We start from the raw sequence: 17572 nt of genomic DNA on the forward strand, positions 1-17572 counted from the left end.
CTTAGGTGTGCTGCTCGGCCGCCACGATCTTCCGGACGTTCGCGAGCTCGCCGCAGCCGGAGTCGATCAACCGGGAGCGCTCCTCGGCGAACGTGTCGCCGAGCTTGCGGCGGACGTCTTCCTCCACCTCGGTCCGCGCCGGGTTGAGGACGTCCCGCTCCTCCTCGTCGAGGTGGTGGGTGAGGGCCTCGGACAGCTCGTGCAGCTTCTCGCTGAACTCCTCGCTCGCCGTGTCGGCGACCTCCATCAGCGCGAGCAGAGCCTCGTTGCCCTCGGCGTGCTCGTGCTCGGAGTGCTCGACCTCGTCGGCGTCGATCGCGTCCTTGCGCCGCAGGGCGGGGTAGACCTTCGACTCCTCCGCCTCGGCGTGGGCGACCAGCACCGTGGCCAGGTCGGCGAGCACGGCCGCCCGGTCACTGCGGACGTCGCGCAATTCGCGCAGCGCCTCCTCGAACCACCGGTGGTCCGCGAGGATGATCTCGACCACGTCTCCACCCGTTGCCGGAAGGATCTTCGGCATCCGTCGTCTCCTTTCTCGGATGCGTGCAGGTACCCCGGATACTCTGCGGACATGCCGTCAGCCCTGATCCGCCCTCCGAGCCCGCGCCTGGCCGAAGGCCTTGTCACGCACATCGAGCGCACCCCGGTCGACGTCGCGCTGGCGTTGCGGCAATGGCAGCAGTACGTCGACGCGCTGCACGCCACGGGCTGGCGAACGGTCGAGGTCCCGGCGATCGACGACTGCCCGGACGGCGTGTTCGTCGAGGACACGATGGTCGTGTACGGCGACGTCGCGGTGATCGCCCGGGCCGGCGCGGACGAGCGGCGCGCGGAAGCGGCGGCGGCCGAGGAGACCGTCGCGGGGCAGGGCTACCGGATCGTGCGGATCGTCGAGCCCGGCACACTCGACGGCGGCGATGTCCTGAAGATCGGCTCGACGATCTACGTCGGGCAGGGTGGCCGGACGAACGCGGCGGGGCTCGAGCAACTGCGGGCCGCGTTCGCGCCGCTCGGGGCCGACGTACGTGCCGTTCCGGTGCGGAAGGTGCTGCACCTGAAGTCCGCTGTGACCGCCCTGCCGGACGGCACGGTCATCGGATACGAGCCGCTCGTCGACGATGCGGCCGCGTTCGAAGCGTTCCGTCCGGTGCCCGAGGAGGCGGGCGCACACGTCGTCCTGCTCGACGACGACCGGCTGCTGATGGCCGCGTCCGCGCCGAAGTCGGCGGAGTTGTTCGCGGGCCTGGGTTATCGGCCGGTCGTCGTCGACATCAGCGAGTTCGAGAAGCTCGAGGGCTGTGTTACCTGCTTGTCGGTACGTCTACGCCGCTGAGCAACTGCCGCGCCGCCGCCGCGAGCTGTACGTCGCGCCGCTTGCCACGTGCCTCGGCGACCTCGCACGCCGCCCTCAGCGCCGCGCGGTAGACAGCGGTGTCCGGATGCCCCGGCGTGGCGTCGCGGACGACCTTGGTCAACTCGTCGACCGCCTCCGCGATGTCTCCGCACGCGAGCAACGCCTTCCCGAGCGCGGCCCGGTCCCGGAGCAGCTGACGGTCGTCGGTGCCGAGGCTGTCGGCCGCGACGATGTCCGCGAGCAGCTGGGCCTCCGACCGCGGACCGCCGACCATCAACCGCGCGCCGGTGCCGGCCTCGATCGCGGCCCGGGTCAGCTCGTGATGCGGCCCGAACACCTCGACCAGCTGCGGCGTCACGAGCTCGAGCCAGGCGATCGCCCGTCCGTAGTTCGCCGTCGCGAGCAGCCCCTGCGCGACCCGCAGCCGCACGCGCAGCGTCGCCGGATCGTCGGCCGCCAGCACCTTCTCCCGCTCGGCCAGCGCCGACTGGTAGTACGGCAGCGCCCGTCCCGGCTCGTGCTCGTCCCAGTGCGCCTCGGCCTGCCGGTAGTCCGGCGCGCCTTCGAGCTCCAGATGCTCCACGATCGCCGACGCCGGCACCCGCCGTACGACGCTGTGCACCGGCTGGTCGATCACCTTGCGGCCGACGTACGTCCGGCCGCCGGTCGGGATGATCCGGAACCGCCCGACCTTGGCGACCGGCAGCCACAGCACCGTGTTGTACAGCGTGCGCACCGAGGACCCGCAGCTCTCGCACACACTCCGGTGCCCGTAGAACCTGGTCCCGATCGGCCCCGCCGTCGCCACGGCCCGCCAAGCCTCCGATGCCTCGGACGTCGCCGTACACGGCGCACAGAACGGGTAGACTCCCCGCCGCTCCTCATTCACCCGAGACATTGTGGTCAGTCGGGGGTTCGTCGTCTGCATCGGTGCCGGTGTGCCGCACTTTTGTCAGCGCCGGATCGTCGACGGAGAAGGTGCGGACCGGGCCCGGTGGTGTGTCCGCGGTCTCGAAGCGGATCGTGACGCGCCCGCGGCCGGAGCCCCAGACCCACCCGTGGCCGTAGTCGGGGTGAGTGACGTCCTGGCCCGGGTGGAAGCCGAGCTGGTCGCGTGGCCGGGTCGGGAGCTCGATCACCTCGACGGGGTTCTCGGCGTGCTCGTCCTCGGTGAAGAGGTCGTCCTGGATCCAGTCGGCGAGCGACGAGACGCCGACGCCGAGCAGGCGGATGCCGCCGCCGATGTCGCTGTCGTCGAGCAGCCGGCGCGCGACCCGTGCGATCACCCGCGCGTCGTCGGTCGGTCCGGCCAGGGTCGACGAGCGGGTGTGCGTGGTGAAGTCGTGCATCCGCGTCTTGACCGTGACGGTCCGGCCGGACAGCTGCGCCTTCTGCAGCCGCTCGGCGACCCGGTGCGCCATCCGGTCGCTGATCGCGGTCAGCAGCGCGCGGTCGATGAGGTCGGTCTCGAAGGTGTCCTCGACGCTGACCGACTTGGTCTCCCGGTCGCTGACCACGGGACGGTCGTCGGCCGCGACCGCGAGCCGGTGCAGGCTGGTGCCGTGCGCCGAGCCGACCTGGCGGATCAGCTCCTCCTCGTCGAGCTGCTGCAGGTCCGCGACCGTGCGGACGCCGGCCATGCCGAGCCGCTGCGCGGTCGCCGGGCCGACGCCCGGGATCACCGTGACCTGCATCGGCGCGAGGAACTCGGCCTCGGTGCCGGCCGGCACGACGACCACGCCGTCGGGCTTGTCGAGGTCGCTGGCGATCTTCGCAATCAGCTTCGACGTCCCCGCGCCGACCGACGCGGTGAGACCGCCGGACACCTTCCGGATCGCGGCCTTCAGGTCGTTGGCGATCGCCTCCACGTCGTCGACCGTGAGCCCGGACAGCCCGCTGGCCGCGAGGTCGATGAACGCCTCGTCGAGCGACAGCGGCTCGACCAGCGGCGACAGCGCCCGCATCTCGGCCATCACCGCCCGGCTGCTGCGCCGGTACACCTCGAAGCGGGGACCGAGGTACGCCGCGTGCGGGCACCGCGAGCGGGCCTCGGCGGTCGACATCGCCGAGCGGACGCCGTACTTGCGCGCCTCGTACGACGCGGTCGAGACGACTCCGCGCACGCCGATCCCGCCGACGACCACGGGCTTGCCCCGCAGTGACGGCTTGTCCCGCTGCTCGACCGCCGCGAAGAACGCGTCCAGGTCGACGTGCAGCACCGACGGATCATTTCGCACCCGACCAGTGTCCCTGCCGTCACCGACAATTGCCTGATGACCTTCCCCGAGCACTGGGCCGACGGCACCGACCCGGCCGCCCCGGACCATCAGGTCCATTGGTACGACGACCGCACGGCGATCATCCGCCAGTCGCTCCGCACCAACTTCGAGGGCCCGTTCCTGTACCTGCTGCTCGGCACCGAGCGAGCCCTCCTCCTCGACACCGGCACCGGCCACGCTCCACTCCGCTCGCTGGTCGACGACCTCCTGGCGGACCGCACGCGGCCCGGACACGAGCTCGTCGTCGCCCACACGCACGGGCACTCGGATCACGTCGGCGGCGACGGAGAGTTCGACGCCGTCGTCGGGCGGACCGCCGAGGAGGTCGCGCAGTACTTCGGCCTCGACTGGCCGGACGGACGCGCGACGATCGACCTGGGCGACCGGACCGTCGACGTCGTCCCGATCCCAGGACACCAGGGCGCGGACATCGCGCTGTACGACCGGACCACCCGGCTGTTGTTCACCGGGGACTCGCTCTACCCGGGACGGCTGTACGTGAAGGACTGGGCGGCGTACCGGGCGAGCATCCGGCGGCTCGCCGCGTTCGTTGCTGAGGGCAATCCGGTGGATTGGGTACTGGGAGCGCACATCGAGATGACCGGGCAGCCCGGCCGGGACTACGCGATGGGCGCGGACCGGCACCCGGACGAGCACGCGTTGCAGTTGCGGCCCGGCGTACTCACCGAGCTGCTGCAGGTGCTGGACGCGGCGGGCGACGTACCGGCGCGGATCGTGCGTGACGACTTCGTCGTGTACCCGGTCTGAACCGCGACGCGAATGATCCGTACGCGGAAGGGCACCTTCGGGCACACTGAGCACAGGAGCCACCAGGGGAGGCGCTGATGGGCGAGGAAGTCGACCGGGTCGAGTTCACCCGGGCGGACCGGACCGCGTTCCGCGAGCAGGTCCATCGCAATCTGGACGCCTTCGCGCGGATGCTGCGCGAGGACCGGTTCGCGCCCGACCGGCCGATGACCGGGATCGAGATCGAGCTGAACCTCGTCGACGAGCGGTGCGACCCGGCGATGAAGAACGCCGAGGTGCTGAGCGCGATCGAGGACGACGCGTTCCAGACCGAGCTCGGCCAGTTCAACGTGGAGATCAACGTGCCGCCCGGCCAGATCGACGGACTCGGGCTGGACACCATGGAGTCGAACATCCGCGACAGCCTGAACGCGGCCGAGGACAAGGCGGCCCGGACCGGGTCGTCGATGGTGATCGTCGGGATCCTGCCGACGCTGCTGACCGAGCACATCCGCCGCGAGTCGCTCAGCACCAACCCGCGGTACACGCTGCTCAACGACCAGATCTTCGCCGCCCGCGGCGAGGACGTGCAGATCTCCATCGACGGCGTCGAGCGGCTGCAGGTCACCGCCGACACCATCGTCCCGGAGGCCGCCTGTACGTCGACGCAGTTCCATCTCCAGGTCACACCGGAGGCGTTCCCGCGGTACTGGAACGCGGCGCAGGCGATCTCCGGCGTCCAGCTCGCCGTCGGCGCGAACTCGCCGTTCCTGTTCGGCAAGGAGCTGCTCCGCGAGACCCGGATCGCGCTGTTCGAGCAGGCCGCCGACACCCGCACCCACGAGCTGAAGACGCAGGGCGTCCGGCCGCGCGTCTGGTTCGGTGAACGCTGGATCACCTCGATCTTCGACCTCTTCGAGGAGAACGCGCGCTACTACCCGGCGCTGCTGCCGGTCACCTCGGACGAGGATCCGATCGCGGTCCTGGACCGCGGTGACACGCCGGCCCTTTCGGAATTGCGGCTGCACAACGGGACGATCTATCGCTGGAACCGCCCTGTGTACGACGTTGTCCGGGAGAAGCCGCATCTGCGCGTGGAGAATCGCGTCCTGCCGGCCGGCCCGACCGTGGTCGACACGATTGCCAACGGCGCCTTCTACTTCGGCCTGGTCCGCGCGCTCGCCGACGACGAGCGGCCGATCTGGTCGCAGATGTCGTTCAGCGCAGCCGAGGAGAACTTCCACGCCGCGGCCCGCAACGGCATCGAGGCCGAGGTGTTCTGGCCGGGCGTCGGTACGGCGCGCGCGACCGAGCTGGTGCTCAGACGCCTGCTGCCGTTGGCGGTTCGCGGTCTGGACGCCTGGGGCGTGGACGTCGCGGTGCGGGACCGGCTGCTCGGGATCATCGAGCAGCGCTGCCTCACCGGGCGCAACGGCGCGTCGTGGCAGGCCGAGGAGTTCCACCGCCTGTATACAAAGGGGTCGCACGGCCGGCGGGACGCCCTGCGCGGCATGCTCGGCCGGTATCGCGACCACATGCACGACAACACGCCGGTGCACGAATGGCCGGTGGACTGAACCGGTTCGCGTGCTCCGGCGTCCGCACGACAACGTAGGACAGCCGCCGGCGGAACCCGGGTCCTCCGGGCGGAACCCTCGGGCGGCGGCTTCGATCTTGCCCTGGGCAACGGGATCGGCGATTTCCCGGGCGAGTTCGATAACGACCCGGACTACAGGGGTGGCGCTTTCGGTGACAGCCCTGCAAAGGTGTGGCCACCGGAAGGTTAGGTCGGCCCGCCGCGGGTAGTACACGGGCACCGGCAGCCCTCCGTCACCGGTGCGACACAACAGGTGCAAATGCAGCGGATGCCGACCGCGGTCGGGAGCAGTATCGTTCGAGACGGGTCGACACACACCCGGAGGTGAGGCAGGGCGATGACGACCATCGTCGTGGGTTATGTGCCGAAGGCGGAAGGCCGTGCGGCCCTTCGGCGCGCAGCGGAGGAGGCGACGCTGCGGGACGCCAAGCTGGTGGTGGTGAACTCGCATCGAGGTGGGCGCAGTTTCGACAGCGACGAGGCTGCGGCGAGTGACGCCGCTTTGACGGAAGTACGGGAGCAGCTCGACTCGACCGGTGTGCCGTACGAGGTGCGGCAGCTGGTGCGTGGCCTGGACCCGGCGGAGGACCTGGTGGCCGTCGCCGAGCAGGTGCACGCGGAGTTCATCGTGATCGGGCTCCGGCGCCGGTCCCCGGTCGGCAAGCTCATCCTCGGCAGCAACGCGCAGCGGGTGCTGCTCGATGCTCCGTGTCCGGTGCTGGCCGTCAAGGCCGAGGAAGGGGAGGACTGAGGTGACTTCGACACGCAGCAGGAAGTTGTGCCTGGCCCAGCAGCCCGACGCCGACGAGATGCTGAGCAGAGATCCGTTCGCCTTGCTGGTGGGCATGCTGCTCGACCAGCAGATTCCGATGGAGCGGGCGTTCGCCGGCCCGGTCGCCATCGCGAAGCGGATGATCGGTCCCTTCGACCCGGCCACGGTCGCGCACTACGACCCGGACGCGTTCGTCGAGGTGGTCGCCGGCCCGCCGGCCGTGCACCGCTTCCCGACCGCGATGGCCGCCCGGATCCAGACCTTGGCCAAGCACCTGGACGACCAGTACGGCGGCAACGCCTCGGGTCTGTGGTCCGACGTGAAGTCCGGTGACGACCTGCTCGCCCGGCTGTCGGCGCTGCCGGGGTTCGGCGCGCAGAAGGCGAAGATCTTCGTCGCACTGCTCGGCAAGCAGCTGAAGGTCCGGCCGCGCGGCTGGCGGGAGGCCTCCGAGCCGTACGGTGAGGATGGTGCCTTCAAGTCCGTCGCGGACGTCATCGATGTCGCGTCACTGGTGAAGGTGCGGCAGTTCAAGCAGGAGCAGCAACTCGTCCGGCGGCCGGTGGTGGCCAGACCGCTGCGGCAGACTCGGAACGGGTGAGCGGGACCGACGGACGACCGGCTGAAATGGGGCTCTCTGGGGGGTCGTGCGACGCCTGAGCTTGGTTCGCGGATTACAATGGACTGTTGCCGCCGCCTGACCAGCGAGCAGCCGCGAACAGCAGTACCCAAAGACTCAGCAACACAACGTCGTACCGTCGTACAAACCCTGCGTCAGACGAGAGGTAATTCGTGTCGTCCAGCTCGTCCGAGAATCTTCCCGCCGAGCCGGCCCGGGCCGTGGCCGCCACGGCCCGTAGCACGGCTCCGAGGACCAGCGCCCGAGTGACCGACCCCGCTGCCAAGAAGGCGGCGGCGAAGAAGGCGGCGGTGAAGCCCGCCGGTACCAAGGAGGACGGTATCCCCGCGAAGAAGGCCGCTGCCAAGAAGGCTCCGGCGAAGAAGGCAGTGTCCGAGGCGGGTCTGTCGATCGACCCGAAGACCGGGAAGCCGCGCGCGCTCGACGAGGTGGACGAGGCCGACTTCAAGCCGGGCGAGGTCCAGGGGCTCGAGAAGGAGCTCACCGAGGACCAGGGCTTCATCGTCTCCGAGGCCGACGAGACCGACGAGCCCGAGCAGCAGGTGATGGTCGCCGGTGCCACCGCGGACCCGGTCAAGGACTACCTGAAGCAGATCGGCAAGGTCCCGCTGCTGAACGCCGAGCAGGAGGTCGAGCTCGCGAAGCGGATCGAGGCCGGCCTGTTCGCGGAGGAGCAGATCGCCGACGAGGCGGCCAAGCTCAAGGAGAAGGTCCGCGACGAGTACGAGTGGATCTCCGAGGACGGCCGGCGCGCGAAGAACCACCTGCTCGAGGCCAACCTGCGCCTGGTGGTGTCGTTGGCCAAGCGCTACACCGGCCGCGGCATGCTGTTCCTGGACCTGATCCAGGAGGGCAACCTCGGTCTGATCCGCGCGGTGGAGAAGTTCGACTACACCAAGGGCTACAAGTTCTCGACGTACGCCACCTGGTGGATCCGGCAGGCCATCACCCGCGCGATGGCCGACCAGGCCCGCACCATCCGCATCCCGGTGCACATGGTCGAGGTCATCAACAAGCTGGCCCGGGTGCAGCGGCAGATGCTGCAGGACCTCGGCCGCGAGCCCACTCCGGAAGAGCTCGCCAAGGAGCTCGACATGACCCCGGAGAAGGTCATCGAGGTGCAGAAGTACGGTCGCGAGCCGATCTCCCTGCACACCCCGCTCGGCGAGGACGGCGACTCCGAGTTCGGTGACCTGATCGAGGACTCCGAGGCGATCGTGCCGGCCGAGGCGGTCTCGTTCACGCTGCTGCAGGAGCAGTTGCACGCGGTCCTGGACACGCTGTCCGAGCGCGAGGCCGGCGTGGTCTCGATGCGCTTCGGCCTGACCGACGGCCAGCCGAAGACGCTCGACGAGATCGGCAAGGTGTACGGCGTGACCCGCGAGCGGATCCGCCAGATCGAGTCCAAGACCATGTCGAAGCTGCGGCACCCGTCGCGTTCGCAGGTCCTGCGGGACTACCTGGACTGATGACGATGGGGCAGGTGTTCGCCGGCGTGTGGTCGCTGGCGATGCCTGCCCTCGGCCCGCAATCGGGTCTGATGGCCGTCGCCGTGTTCACGGCGGCGGCCGTGCTGTTCGTGGCCTTCCAGGCCGCCCGGTCGGCAGCGCGCACGCCCATCGCCTCGCCGCTGCCGGCTCGCTCCAGCGCCGCCCGGGCCAACGCCCGGCGTACGGCGTATCTCTCCCTCCGGGATCCCGACGCAGCCGGGAGACCCCGACCACGAGCACCGGGACTGTAGCGCCCGCGCTGCCGAGCCACCGCCTCCGCGGCCGGTTCGGGTAGCGCGCACGCCTACTCGTTCCTTCTCACTCGTGGAGTTCTGCTGTGCCTTCTTTCCTGGAGGCACCGGTCGCCGGTGCCTATCACTTGCTCACGTCCCTCGTCACCGTCCTCGAGCCGCTCGCCGGTGCGTATGCCGCCGTTGTCGCGATCGTGCTGTGCACCCTCGTCGTTCGGCTGTCCTTGCTGCCGCTCAGTGTCCGGGCGCATCGCGGTTTGCGCGCCCGCGCGGAGTTGATGCCGCAACTGAAGCAGTTGACCGAGCGGCACAAGGGCAACCCGGAGCGCCTGCAGCGTGAGGTCGCGAAGCTGCAGACGGAGTCCGGTACGTCGTTGTTCGCCGGGTTCCTGCCGACGCTCGCGCAGATGCCGTTCTTCTGGCTGATGTACACGCTGTTCTCGCGGACGATGGTGGCGGGGGAGTCGAACCAGTTGATCAGCGGGAGCCTGCTCGGTGCGCCGCTCGGTGTGCACTGGCCGATCGTCACCGGCACCCCGGCGTACATCGTGATCGCCTTGCTACTTGCTGTGGTCGCCTGGTTCTCGGCGCGGCTGCAACTGCGGCAGTTGGATCCGGCGGCGCCTCGGTTGTCGCGGCGGCTCGCGCAGTTGCTGCCGTACGGCACGCTGCTGACGGCAGCCTTTGTGCCGCTGGCGGCCGGACTGTACGTGCTGACCACCACCACCTGGACGGTCGTCGAGCGCACCATCCTCCAGCGGTAGTTGCCGACCCGAAGTCCGCAACGCGAGTGGATATCCGTCGGGCTGCGGGGTTCTTCGCTCTTGTACCAGCGGAGAACCCCCACCACGGATGGATATCCACTCGTGGTGGTCGGGCCGAGATGGGCGTTGCCGTTGCGTGGGGCGTTCTGTTACCGTCTTTATTAAAGCCGGTTCCATAATAGGTTGGGGTCGATGGACACTGCACGCGGAGCCGCCCAGGCAGAGCGGGCGGCCAATCAGGTCGCGTGCCTGCGGTTCATGGCCGACGCCGACGAGGCGCGCACGGTCGGGGCGATCAGCGAGGCCACCGGTCTGTCGCGACCCACCGTGCACGCTGTTCTCGACGACCTGGCCGACGCCGGGCTGGTCGAGTCCACCAGCCCGGCGGCAGCCGGCCCGGGGCGGCCCGCCCGCGCCTTTCGCTTCGTACGCGAGGCTGGTCTGGTCGCCGGCGTCGACCTCGGCCCCCGCGGTGCACGCGCAATCATCTGCGACCTGTCAGGCCGCCGAGTCGGGTACGCCGAACTTCCGGCGGATGCCACCCGCCGCCCGCTGCGCGCCCACAGGGCACCCGGCGCAGGCGGCACTTCCCGCCGCGACGCCGACGTGGCCCGCAAGCCCGACGCACTCTCGCTGATCCCCCGAGCGCTGGCAGCGGCCGCCGCTTCCCCCATACCTGACCACCGTGCTGCGGGGGTACGGGCAGGAGCACTTGACCTCGGTCGGCTGCGGGCCGTCGGTGTCGGGCTGCCGGGCGTGGTTGAGGCGGACGGTCAGTTGCGGGCCAGCCTGGCGATGCCCGAACTGGTCGGTCTTCCGGTCTCAGAGCTGTTGGCGAAGGAGTTCGGGCAGCCCGTCGTCGTGGACAACGACATCAAGCTGGCCGCGCTCGCGGAGCAACGCGGCGGCGCCGGCCGCGGGTACTCCGATGTCGTCTACCTCCAGATCGGCCACCGGCTGTCGATGTCGATCGTGCTGAACGGCGTCATCCGGCAGGGCCGGCACCGCCTGGCGGGCGAGCTCGGCGCGCAGCGCGGCATGCGCTGGACGCGCAACGCGCAGCGCGGGCAACTGGTGTGGTCGGTGCGACCTACCAGCGCCGAGGTCCTCAGCGCGGCCGCCGCCGGCGACGCCGACGCGCAGGCGGAGCTCGAGGACTTCTGCGCGCAGATCGCCGCACGGATCGCGACCGTCCTGCTGGTCATCGACCCAGAGGTCGTCGTCGTCCGCGGCGGAGCGGCGAAGGACAGCGGCGCCTTGCTGCGTCCCCTGGCCGCCGCGGTCGAGAAGGAATTGGTCTTCCCCGAGCGCCCACCCTTCGTCGCCTCCGCACTGGGGCGGGAAGCAGTGGTGCTCGGGGCGGTCGGCAACGCGTTCGACCGGTGCAGCTCAGCGATCTACGGGGTCCACGACTATCCCGGTCCGTGGACCCACATCACTCACGAAGTGGAGAGGACCACCACGTGAAGCTCGGAGTCAGTTCGTACTGTTTCCGCCAACTCATGACGAGCGGCGAGATGGACCTGATCGGCGTCCTCGACTGGGTCGCGGCCTCGCCGGCCGGGCATATCGAGATCGCCGCGATGGACGGTGAGTACTACCTGGAGAACGAGGCCGTCGTTCGCGACACGGCCAAGCACGCCGAGGAGATCGGCGTACCGATCGTGAACTACCTGGTCAGCGGCGACCTGCGGTCCGCCGACAGCAACGAGGTCGACCGCCTTCGCCGGCAGTTGGACGTCGCGCATGCGTTCGGCGCCACGGTCTTCCGGCACGACGTCGCGCCGTGGGCGTGGCGGGAGCAGGACCCGGGCGAGTTCGAGTCGACCTTCGCGCAGGTCGTCGAAGGCTGCCGCGCGGTCGCCGACCACGCCGCGGACCTGGGCATCGTGTCGACGATCGAGAACCACGGCTTCTTCATGAACGGCAGCGAGCGGCTGGCCCGGCTCGTGTACGCGGTGGACCGCCCGAACTTCCGGGTCACGCTCGACCTCGGTAACGGCCTGTGTGTCGGCGAGGTGCCGGGCAAGACCGCCGCCGGGCTGATCGACGTCGCCGCGTCCATCGGCATCAAGGACTTCCACATCCGCCGCTCGGCGGGGGAGGGCTGGCTGAAAACGCTGGCCGGCGACTACCTGCTCGGCACGGTCACCGGCCACGGCGACGTCGACATCCCCGGTCTGCTGGCGCTCGTCGCGACCAAGCCCGACGTACCGGTGAGCCTGGAGTTCGAGGGTATGGAGGCGCCGCTGCCCGCCATCGAGCGCTCGCTCGCGAACATCATCCGACTGAACGAAAGCGTGGCGTGACATGACGACGCGGATTGCGGTGATCGGGCTGGGCTCGATCGCCGTCGAGCACCTGAAGGCGTACCAGGCCAACGACCGGGCCGAGCTGGTCGCCGTCTGCGACGTCGACCTCGAGCGGGCGAAGGCGCGCGGCGAGCAGTTCGGCGTGGCGCGGGTGACCGGGGACTTCCAGGAGATCCTCGCGGACCCTGACGTGGACGCGGTCAGCGTCTGCGTGCCGAACACCCTGCACGCCCCGATCGCCGAGGCGGCGCTGCGGGCGGGCAAGAACGTGCTGGTCGAGAAGCCGATGACGGTGAACGTGCCGGAGGCCGAGGCGCTGGTGAAGGCGGTCGAGGAGACCGGCCAGGCGCTGCAGGTGGGGTACGTACGCCGGTACGCGCCGAACGCCCTGGTCACGAAGCGGTTCCTGGACGCGGGCGAGTTCGGGGACATCTACGCAGCGCGGGCCACGCTGCTGCGGACGGCCGGCAACCCGGGCGGCTGGTTCGGCGACGTGGAACTGTCCGGCGGCGGTCCGCTGATCGACCTCGGCGTCCACATCATCGACCTGTGCTGGTACCTGATGGGGATGCCGAAGGCGGTGTCGGCGTCCGGCGCTACGTTCGCCCCGCTGGGCGCCCGCGACAACATCCAGAACCTGACCCGGTACAAGGCCGCGTCGGCGGCCCGGCCGAACACGGTCGAGGACTACGCGACCGCGCAGATTCGCTTCGAGGGCGGGGCGGTCCTCGACGTGGACACGTCGTTCTCGCTGCACGCGCGCAACGAGATCAGCGTCCGGATCCACGGTGACAAGGGCGGCGCGGAGATCGAGCCACAGCTGCTGATGATCACCGAGCGGCACGACACGCTGCTGCACGTCCAGCCGCAGATCGACTCGCTCGGGTTCGACTTCAAGGTCGGGTTCGCGAACCAGATCGACCACTTCCTGAGCATCTGCCGGGGCGAGATCCCGGCCGACGCCACCGCGGCGCAGGGCCTGGAGATGGCCCGGATGCTGACCGCGATCTACGAGAGCGCCAAGACCGGCGCCGAGGTGAAGATCACCCGCTGATCAGGCTGGTTGCCCGAGGTAGTAGCCTCGGGCAACCAACCCGGCGGGTTAGGCCAGTCGGGCCTCGAGACCGTCCAGGGTCCTGGCCAGGCCGTAGCTGAAGTTGTCCTCGCCGCCGGCTTCGAGATCGGTGTTGCTGTAGGCGGCGTACAGCGCCCGGGTGTGCGGGTACGGCTCGGCGGCCCTCACCGCCGCCGGCCAGACCTCGGCCTGCCAGGCGGCCATGTCCTTGCCGCTGCGCTTGAGTTTGGTGATCGTCGCAGCCTCGACCGACGCGACGCCGATCACGTAGCCGAGCACGGTGTTCGCCGCCTGGTCCGCCTCGGTGAGCTCGAACCCGGCGGCCAGGTACACACCGAGCATCTCGTCCGAGATCCGCATCAGGTTCGGGCCGAGGTAGTTCATGCCGACGTCGGCGAGCGTCGGCGCCACCCACGGGTGCCGCACGATCATCGCGCGCATGCTCCGCGCCGCCGCCTCCGCCGCCGGGCGCCACTGCTCCGGATCGGTGACCTCGGGTACCTCGATCTCGCCGTACACCTCGTCGACGACCATTTCGAGCAGCTCGTCCTTGTTCGCGACGTGCCAGTAGACCGCCGTCGCGACGGCGCCGAGCGCCGCGCCGAGCTTGCGCATCGTGAGCGCCTCCAGCCCGTCGGCGTCCAGCAGCCTGATCGCCTCGGTGACGATCTGCTCCTGGGTGAGGGCGGGCTGCTCACGGCGCCGGCCACGCTTCGGCCGCGTCCAGACGGACGTGTACTCCTCGGTCGCCATCGTCGTACCTCCTCGTCGCTCCGACTCTAGCCGATTCCTGAACAGCGTGCAGGACTTGACCAGTGTTCAATTCAAATTGCACACTGTTCAGGCAAGCTGAACACTGTTCAGGACAACGATTCGAGGAGTTGAGCGATGACCGCTCGGCAGCCGCGCAGATGGCTGATTCTCGTCGTGCTCTGCCTGAGCACGATGGTGCTGGTGCTGGACAACGGCGTCCTGAACGTGGCCATCCCGGTCCTGACCGAGGACCTCGGCGCGACCGCGCAGGAGATCCAGTGGATCGTCGCGAGCTACATCTTGGTGTTCGCCGGTCTGCTGCTGACCGCCGGCAGCCTGTCCGACCGGTACGGGCGCAAGAAGGTGATGATCGTCGGCCTGGCGATCTTCGGTGCCGCCTCGCTGGTCGCGACGTACGCCGGAACCCCGGAAATGCTGATCGCCGGACGGGTGCTGATGGGGATCGGCGGGGCGATCGTGATGCCGAGCACGCTGTCGGTCGTGATCACCGTCTTCGACGACGCGGAGCGCCGGACGGCGATGTCGATCTGGAGTTCGGTGCTGATGGTCGGGCTGATCGGCGGCCCGGTGCTCGGCGGCGCGCTGATCGCGAAGTTCTGGTGGGGCTCGGTGTTCCTGATCAACGTTCCGGTGGTGGTGATCGCGATCGTCGCCGCGGTGGTGCTGATGCCGGAGTCGAAGGGGCCGTGGCGGAAGCCGGATCCGGTCGGTGCGCTGCTGTCGATGATCGGGCTCGTGGCGCTCGTGTGGGTGATCATCGAGCTGCCCGAGCACGGCGTTTCGTGGCCGGTGCTGGCGGTCGCCGTGGCCGGGCTCGCACTGTTCGTGTGGTGGGAGCTGCAGACGCCGGCGCCGATGGTGCCACTTGCCCTCTTCCGGAACCGGAACTTCAGCGGCGGCAGCCTGTCGCTGGTCCTGCTGCAGATCGCGAACGGCGGGCTGGTGCTCGCGCTGACGCAGTACCTGCAGTTCGTACTCGCCTTCTCGCCGACGAAGGCCGGTCTGGCGATGGCGCCGATGGCGGTCGCGGTCATCCTGGTGAACGGCGTCGGGGCGACGCTCGGCCAGAAGATCGGGAACCGGCCGATGACCGTTGCCGGCCTGGTCGTGCTGGCGGGTGGGTTCTGGGTGATGTCGACGCTGTCCGCGAGCGACGGGTTCGGCATGGTCGCGCTGGCGCTCGGCGTGTTCGGTGCCGGCGCGGGACTGGCGCAGCCGGCGGCGACCGCGGCGTTGATGGGTGCGGTGCCGCACGAGCACGCGGGCGTCGGGTCGGCGTTGAACGACACGGTGCAGCAGGCGGGTGCGGCACTGGGGATCGCGATTCTCGGGTCGGCGCTGGCGAGCAACTTCACCGCGAACATGCCGGAGTCGGCGCCCACGGCCGCACGTCGGTCGATCGGCGAGGCGCTCGCGGTGGCCGGGGGAGACGCGGGATTGGCGCAGGTCGCGCGCAACGCCTTCGCGCAGGCGATGTCCGGCACGTTCGTGGTGAGCGCCTTGGCGGTCCTCGGATCCGCGGTCATTGCACTCGGCCTCCTCCGGGAGAAGAAGACCACCTCGACCACCGAGCAGCCCGAGAGCGTCGCTGCCGGCTGACGGCTGTTGCACGCCGGCGGGATGGTGCGGGCCAACCACCCGCCGGCGGCGTGGGTCAGCCGAGCAGAGCTGAAGTTACGGAGTCGGCGTTGGTCTCGAGCCAGGTTGTGCGGTTGCGGATCTTGTCGCCTACGCCTTCGGACCACATGCGTTGCCAGCCGCCGCCGAGGGTTTCGGCCCGGTACTTCATGGTGTGCCAGGCGCGCTCGTTCAGCGCGATCGCGAGATCCATCACCCGTACGCGATCGGCCGGGGCGAGTCCGTAGGAGTCGGCCAGGAGCCGGCACCGACGCGGGCGGTCGAGCCCGCGGAACTCGGGATCGAGATCCTCCTCGGCGCCGAGCGGGGCCCACCACAGCATCAGGTTCACGAACTCGCGGGCCCGGCTCACCGGGCGGGCGAGGTCGAAGTCGATCAGGGCGTACGCGCGACCGTCCCGGAAGACCACGTTCTCCGGCGTGACGTCCTGATGCCCGACCAGCTCCGGCGGGTCGTCCAGCTCCGGCAGCCCCGGCGGCTCGATCGGCGCCGGCAGCTTCTCCGGGATGCCGAACCCTTCCACCGCGTCGTCGTACGCACGCAGCAGCCGCGCGACCGAAACCATCCGCTCCTCGTCCGCGATCCAGGACGGCCGCGGGCGGCCGGCGACCTCGCCCTCGACGTACGTGAGCGCCTGCCGGCCGGCCGAGTCGATGCCGAGGAACCGTGGCGCGCCGTCGAACCCGACCTTCTCCAGGTACAGCAGCACGTCCCGGACCAGCTCGGCCCGCTCGCCGGGCGGCCGCCGTACGGTGTCGCCGACGCGAACCAGGCCCTCGGTCACGTCGCCGCCGAGCAGCGGGATCTCCTCGCCGTCCTCGATCACTCCACCCTCATTCCACTGGCTGAAACGTTTGTCTGCACAAAGATGGCGTCCGGGGTAGCGTGCCACGATCCGCTGTCGATCGGAGGCACAGAGTGACCGCCATGACAACTGTGAAAGCTCCACCCGGAGCCAGCCGGACGAGGTACCTGATCCTAGGCTGGCGTTCGTCGGACTCTCACTGAATTACCTGGATCGCGCGAACCTGAGCGTGGCGCTGCCGTTCATCGAGGACGACCTGCACGTCGACCTGAGCAACGCCGAGAAGGGCCTGATCCTCGGCGCGTGCCGGCGTGGTGGCGGTGATCGGCGCGCTGACGTACGCGTTCGTGGTCGGCAACGCGGAACCACTGCCGGTCCGCGACACCTGATTGCCGACTTGGCAAACTTCTTTGCTCTTTGCGGTGGTTCCGGCGCACGATCGTCGGCATGACGACGGAACAACTCCCCGAGGACTACTGGAACGCGTTCTACGCGGAGCACGACCAGATCTGGAGCGGCAAACCGAATGCGGTCCTCGTGGACGAGGTGTCCGGCCTGACGCCGGGCCGGGCCCTCGACCTCGGCTGCGGCGAGGGCGCCGACGCGATCTGGCTCGCGCAGCGCGGGTGGACCGTGACCGCGGTCGACATCTCGTCGGTCGCGCTGCGGCGTGCCGTACAGCATGCCGAGGACGCCGGCGTGGCCGGCCGGATCGACTGGCAGCAGCACGAGCTCGGGACGTCGTTCCCGGACGGCGAGTTCGATCTCGTGTCGGCGCAGTTCCTGCACTCGAAGACGGAACTGCCGCGCGACGGCATCCTGCGCAGCGCGGCCGCCGCCGTCGCACCCGGGGGAGTGCTGCTGATCGAGGGGCACATGGGGTTCCCGTCGGGCGAGCACAACGCGCACCCCGACATCCACTTTCCCGCACCGGACGAGGTCATCGACAGCCTCGCCCTGCCCGCCGGCGAGTGGGACACGCTGGTCAGCCGCGAACACGACCGCGCGCAGGTCCTGCGTGACGGCGTACCGATCACCCGGCGCGACTCCACGGTGAAGCTCCGCCGGCGCTGA

At 69.8% G+C, this 17572-nt stretch carries 19 protein-coding genes; 13 read left to right on the plus strand and 6 right to left on the minus strand.

The window, feature by feature from the left end; genetic code table 11:
* Position 1: 1 nt before the first annotated feature.
* Entirely contained in the window at positions 2–520 is a 519-nt protein-coding gene (locus tag AB0L64_RS30890; protein ID WP_363715783.1) for a hemerythrin domain-containing protein, read from the minus strand.
* A gap of 51 nt (positions 521–571) precedes the next feature.
* Here AB0L64_RS30890 and ddaH point away from each other — a divergent pair, with 51 nt between their 5' ends.
* A complete protein-coding gene (gene ddaH, locus AB0L64_RS30895; protein WP_363715785.1) occupies positions 572–1333 on the plus strand; it encodes a dimethylargininase in 762 nt (253 codons plus the stop codon).
* On the opposite strand, the gene AB0L64_RS30900 is transcribed toward ddaH, so the two are convergent.
* Both AB0L64_RS30900 and AB0L64_RS30905 read right to left on the minus strand, forming a co-directional pair.
* A complete protein-coding gene (locus AB0L64_RS30900) occupies positions 1302–2243 on the minus strand; it encodes a tetratricopeptide repeat protein (protein ID WP_363715786.1) in 942 nt (313 codons plus the stop codon). The genes ddaH and AB0L64_RS30900 overlap by 32 nt on opposite strands.
* Positions 2236–3591: a DNA polymerase IV gene (locus AB0L64_RS30905; protein ID WP_363715788.1), complete on the minus strand. Its 1356-nt coding sequence runs from the start codon at positions 3589–3591 to the stop codon at positions 2236–2238. Before AB0L64_RS30905 ends, AB0L64_RS30900 begins: the two co-directional genes overlap by 8 nt.
* Before the next feature lie 36 nt (positions 3592–3627).
* On the opposite strand from AB0L64_RS30905, the gene AB0L64_RS30910 reads away from it, so the two are divergent.
* From AB0L64_RS30910 to AB0L64_RS30955, 10 genes are all read left to right on the plus strand, one after another.
* Entirely contained in the window at positions 3628–4401 is a 774-nt protein-coding gene (locus AB0L64_RS30910; RefSeq protein ID WP_363715790.1) for an MBL fold metallo-hydrolase, read from the plus strand.
* A gap of 77 nt (positions 4402–4478) precedes the next feature.
* Positions 4479–5957: a glutamate--cysteine ligase gene (locus AB0L64_RS30915; protein WP_363715792.1), complete on the plus strand. Its 1479-nt coding sequence runs from the start codon at positions 4479–4481 to the stop codon at positions 5955–5957.
* 357 nt (positions 5958–6314) lie between these two features.
* Positions 6315–6728: a universal stress protein gene (locus tag AB0L64_RS30920; RefSeq protein WP_131337975.1), complete on the plus strand. Its 414-nt coding sequence runs from the start codon at positions 6315–6317 to the stop codon at positions 6726–6728.
* Between the two features lies 1 nt (position 6729).
* Positions 6730–7350: an HhH-GPD-type base excision DNA repair protein gene (locus tag AB0L64_RS30925; RefSeq protein ID WP_363715794.1), complete on the plus strand. Its 621-nt coding sequence runs from the start codon at positions 6730–6732 to the stop codon at positions 7348–7350.
* Positions 7351–7541: 191 nt separating this feature from the next.
* Positions 7542–8858, plus strand: coding sequence for an RNA polymerase sigma factor (locus AB0L64_RS30930; RefSeq protein ID WP_355700640.1), 1317 nt, complete (start codon positions 7542–7544; stop codon positions 8856–8858).
* Entirely contained in the window at positions 8858–9130 is a 273-nt protein-coding gene (locus tag AB0L64_RS30935) for a DUF6412 domain-containing protein (RefSeq protein ID WP_363715796.1), read from the plus strand. Before AB0L64_RS30930 ends, AB0L64_RS30935 begins: the two co-directional genes overlap by 1 nt.
* Positions 9131–9216: 86 nt before the next feature.
* Positions 9217–9894, plus strand: a complete 678-nt coding sequence (yidC, locus tag AB0L64_RS30940; RefSeq protein ID WP_359928551.1) for a membrane protein insertase YidC — start codon at positions 9217–9219, stop codon at positions 9892–9894.
* Between the two features lie 192 nt (positions 9895–10086).
* On the plus strand, positions 10087–11361 hold the full coding sequence (locus AB0L64_RS30945) for an ROK family transcriptional regulator (protein WP_363715798.1): 1275 nt from the start codon (positions 10087–10089) through the stop codon (positions 11359–11361).
* Positions 11358–12203: a TIM barrel protein gene (locus AB0L64_RS30950; protein WP_363715800.1), complete on the plus strand. Its 846-nt coding sequence runs from the start codon at positions 11358–11360 to the stop codon at positions 12201–12203. The genes AB0L64_RS30945 and AB0L64_RS30950 overlap by 4 nt, the downstream gene beginning before the upstream one ends.
* Position 12204: 1 nt before the next feature.
* On the plus strand, positions 12205–13260 hold the full coding sequence (locus tag AB0L64_RS30955; protein WP_363715802.1) for a Gfo/Idh/MocA family oxidoreductase: 1056 nt from the start codon (positions 12205–12207) through the stop codon (positions 13258–13260).
* Positions 13261–13308: 48 nt separating this feature from the next.
* Here the strand turns inward: AB0L64_RS30955 and AB0L64_RS30960 are convergent, their stop codons facing one another.
* Complete coding sequence (locus AB0L64_RS30960; RefSeq protein ID WP_363715804.1) at positions 13309–14034, minus strand: TetR/AcrR family transcriptional regulator; 726 nt, start codon at positions 14032–14034, stop codon at positions 13309–13311.
* Between the two features lie 135 nt (positions 14035–14169).
* On the opposite strand from AB0L64_RS30960, the gene AB0L64_RS30965 reads away from it, so the two are divergent.
* A complete protein-coding gene (locus AB0L64_RS30965; protein ID WP_363715806.1) occupies positions 14170–15654 on the plus strand; it encodes an MFS transporter in 1485 nt (494 codons plus the stop codon).
* Positions 15655–15709: 55 nt separating this feature from the next.
* Here AB0L64_RS30965 and AB0L64_RS30970 read toward each other — a convergent pair whose 3' ends face one another.
* Positions 15710–16519, minus strand: coding sequence for a phosphotransferase (locus tag AB0L64_RS30970; protein ID WP_363715808.1), 810 nt, complete (start codon positions 16517–16519; stop codon positions 15710–15712).
* 175 nt (positions 16520–16694) lie between these two features.
* A complete protein-coding gene (locus AB0L64_RS30975; RefSeq protein ID WP_363715810.1) occupies positions 16695–16856 on the minus strand; it encodes a hypothetical protein in 162 nt (53 codons plus the stop codon).
* An 89-nt stretch (positions 16857–16945) separates the two neighbouring features.
* Here AB0L64_RS30975 and AB0L64_RS30980 point away from each other — a divergent pair, with 89 nt between their 5' ends.
* Positions 16946–17572, plus strand: a complete 627-nt coding sequence (locus tag AB0L64_RS30980; RefSeq protein WP_363715812.1) for a class I SAM-dependent methyltransferase — start codon at positions 16946–16948, stop codon at positions 17570–17572.

This window comes from Kribbella sp. NPDC051936 (assembly GCF_040680955.1).
Taxonomy (GTDB): Bacteria; Actinomycetota; Actinomycetes; order Propionibacteriales; family Kribbellaceae; genus Kribbella.

Bases quoted from the DNA above. Each gene is read 5' to 3' on its own strand.
- AB0L64_RS30890 (WP_363715783.1), bottom strand. From the start codon at position 520: ATGCCGAAGATCCTTCCGGCAACGGGTGGAGACGTGGTCGAGATCATC.
- ddaH (WP_363715785.1), top strand. From the start codon at position 572: ATGCCGTCAGCCCTGATCCGCCCTCCGAGCCCGCGCCTGGCCGAAGGC.
- AB0L64_RS30910 (WP_363715790.1), top strand. From the start codon at position 3,628: ATGACCTTCCCCGAGCACTGGGCCGACGGCACCGACCCGGCCGCCCCG.
- AB0L64_RS30915 (WP_363715792.1), top strand. From the start codon at position 4,479: ATGGGCGAGGAAGTCGACCGGGTCGAGTTCACCCGGGCGGACCGGACC.
- AB0L64_RS30920 (WP_131337975.1), top strand. From the start codon at position 6,315: ATGACGACCATCGTCGTGGGTTATGTGCCGAAGGCGGAAGGCCGTGCG.
- AB0L64_RS30935 (WP_363715796.1), top strand. From the start codon at position 8,858: ATGACGATGGGGCAGGTGTTCGCCGGCGTGTGGTCGCTGGCGATGCCT.
- AB0L64_RS30945 (WP_363715798.1), top strand. From the start codon at position 10,087: ATGGACACTGCACGCGGAGCCGCCCAGGCAGAGCGGGCGGCCAATCAG.
- AB0L64_RS30955 (WP_363715802.1), top strand. From the start codon at position 12,205: ATGACGACGCGGATTGCGGTGATCGGGCTGGGCTCGATCGCCGTCGAG.
- AB0L64_RS30960 (WP_363715804.1), bottom strand. From the start codon at position 14,034: ATGGCGACCGAGGAGTACACGTCCGTCTGGACGCGGCCGAAGCGTGGC.
- AB0L64_RS30965 (WP_363715806.1), top strand. From the start codon at position 14,170: ATGACCGCTCGGCAGCCGCGCAGATGGCTGATTCTCGTCGTGCTCTGC.
- AB0L64_RS30980 (WP_363715812.1), top strand. From the start codon at position 16,946: ATGACGACGGAACAACTCCCCGAGGACTACTGGAACGCGTTCTACGCG.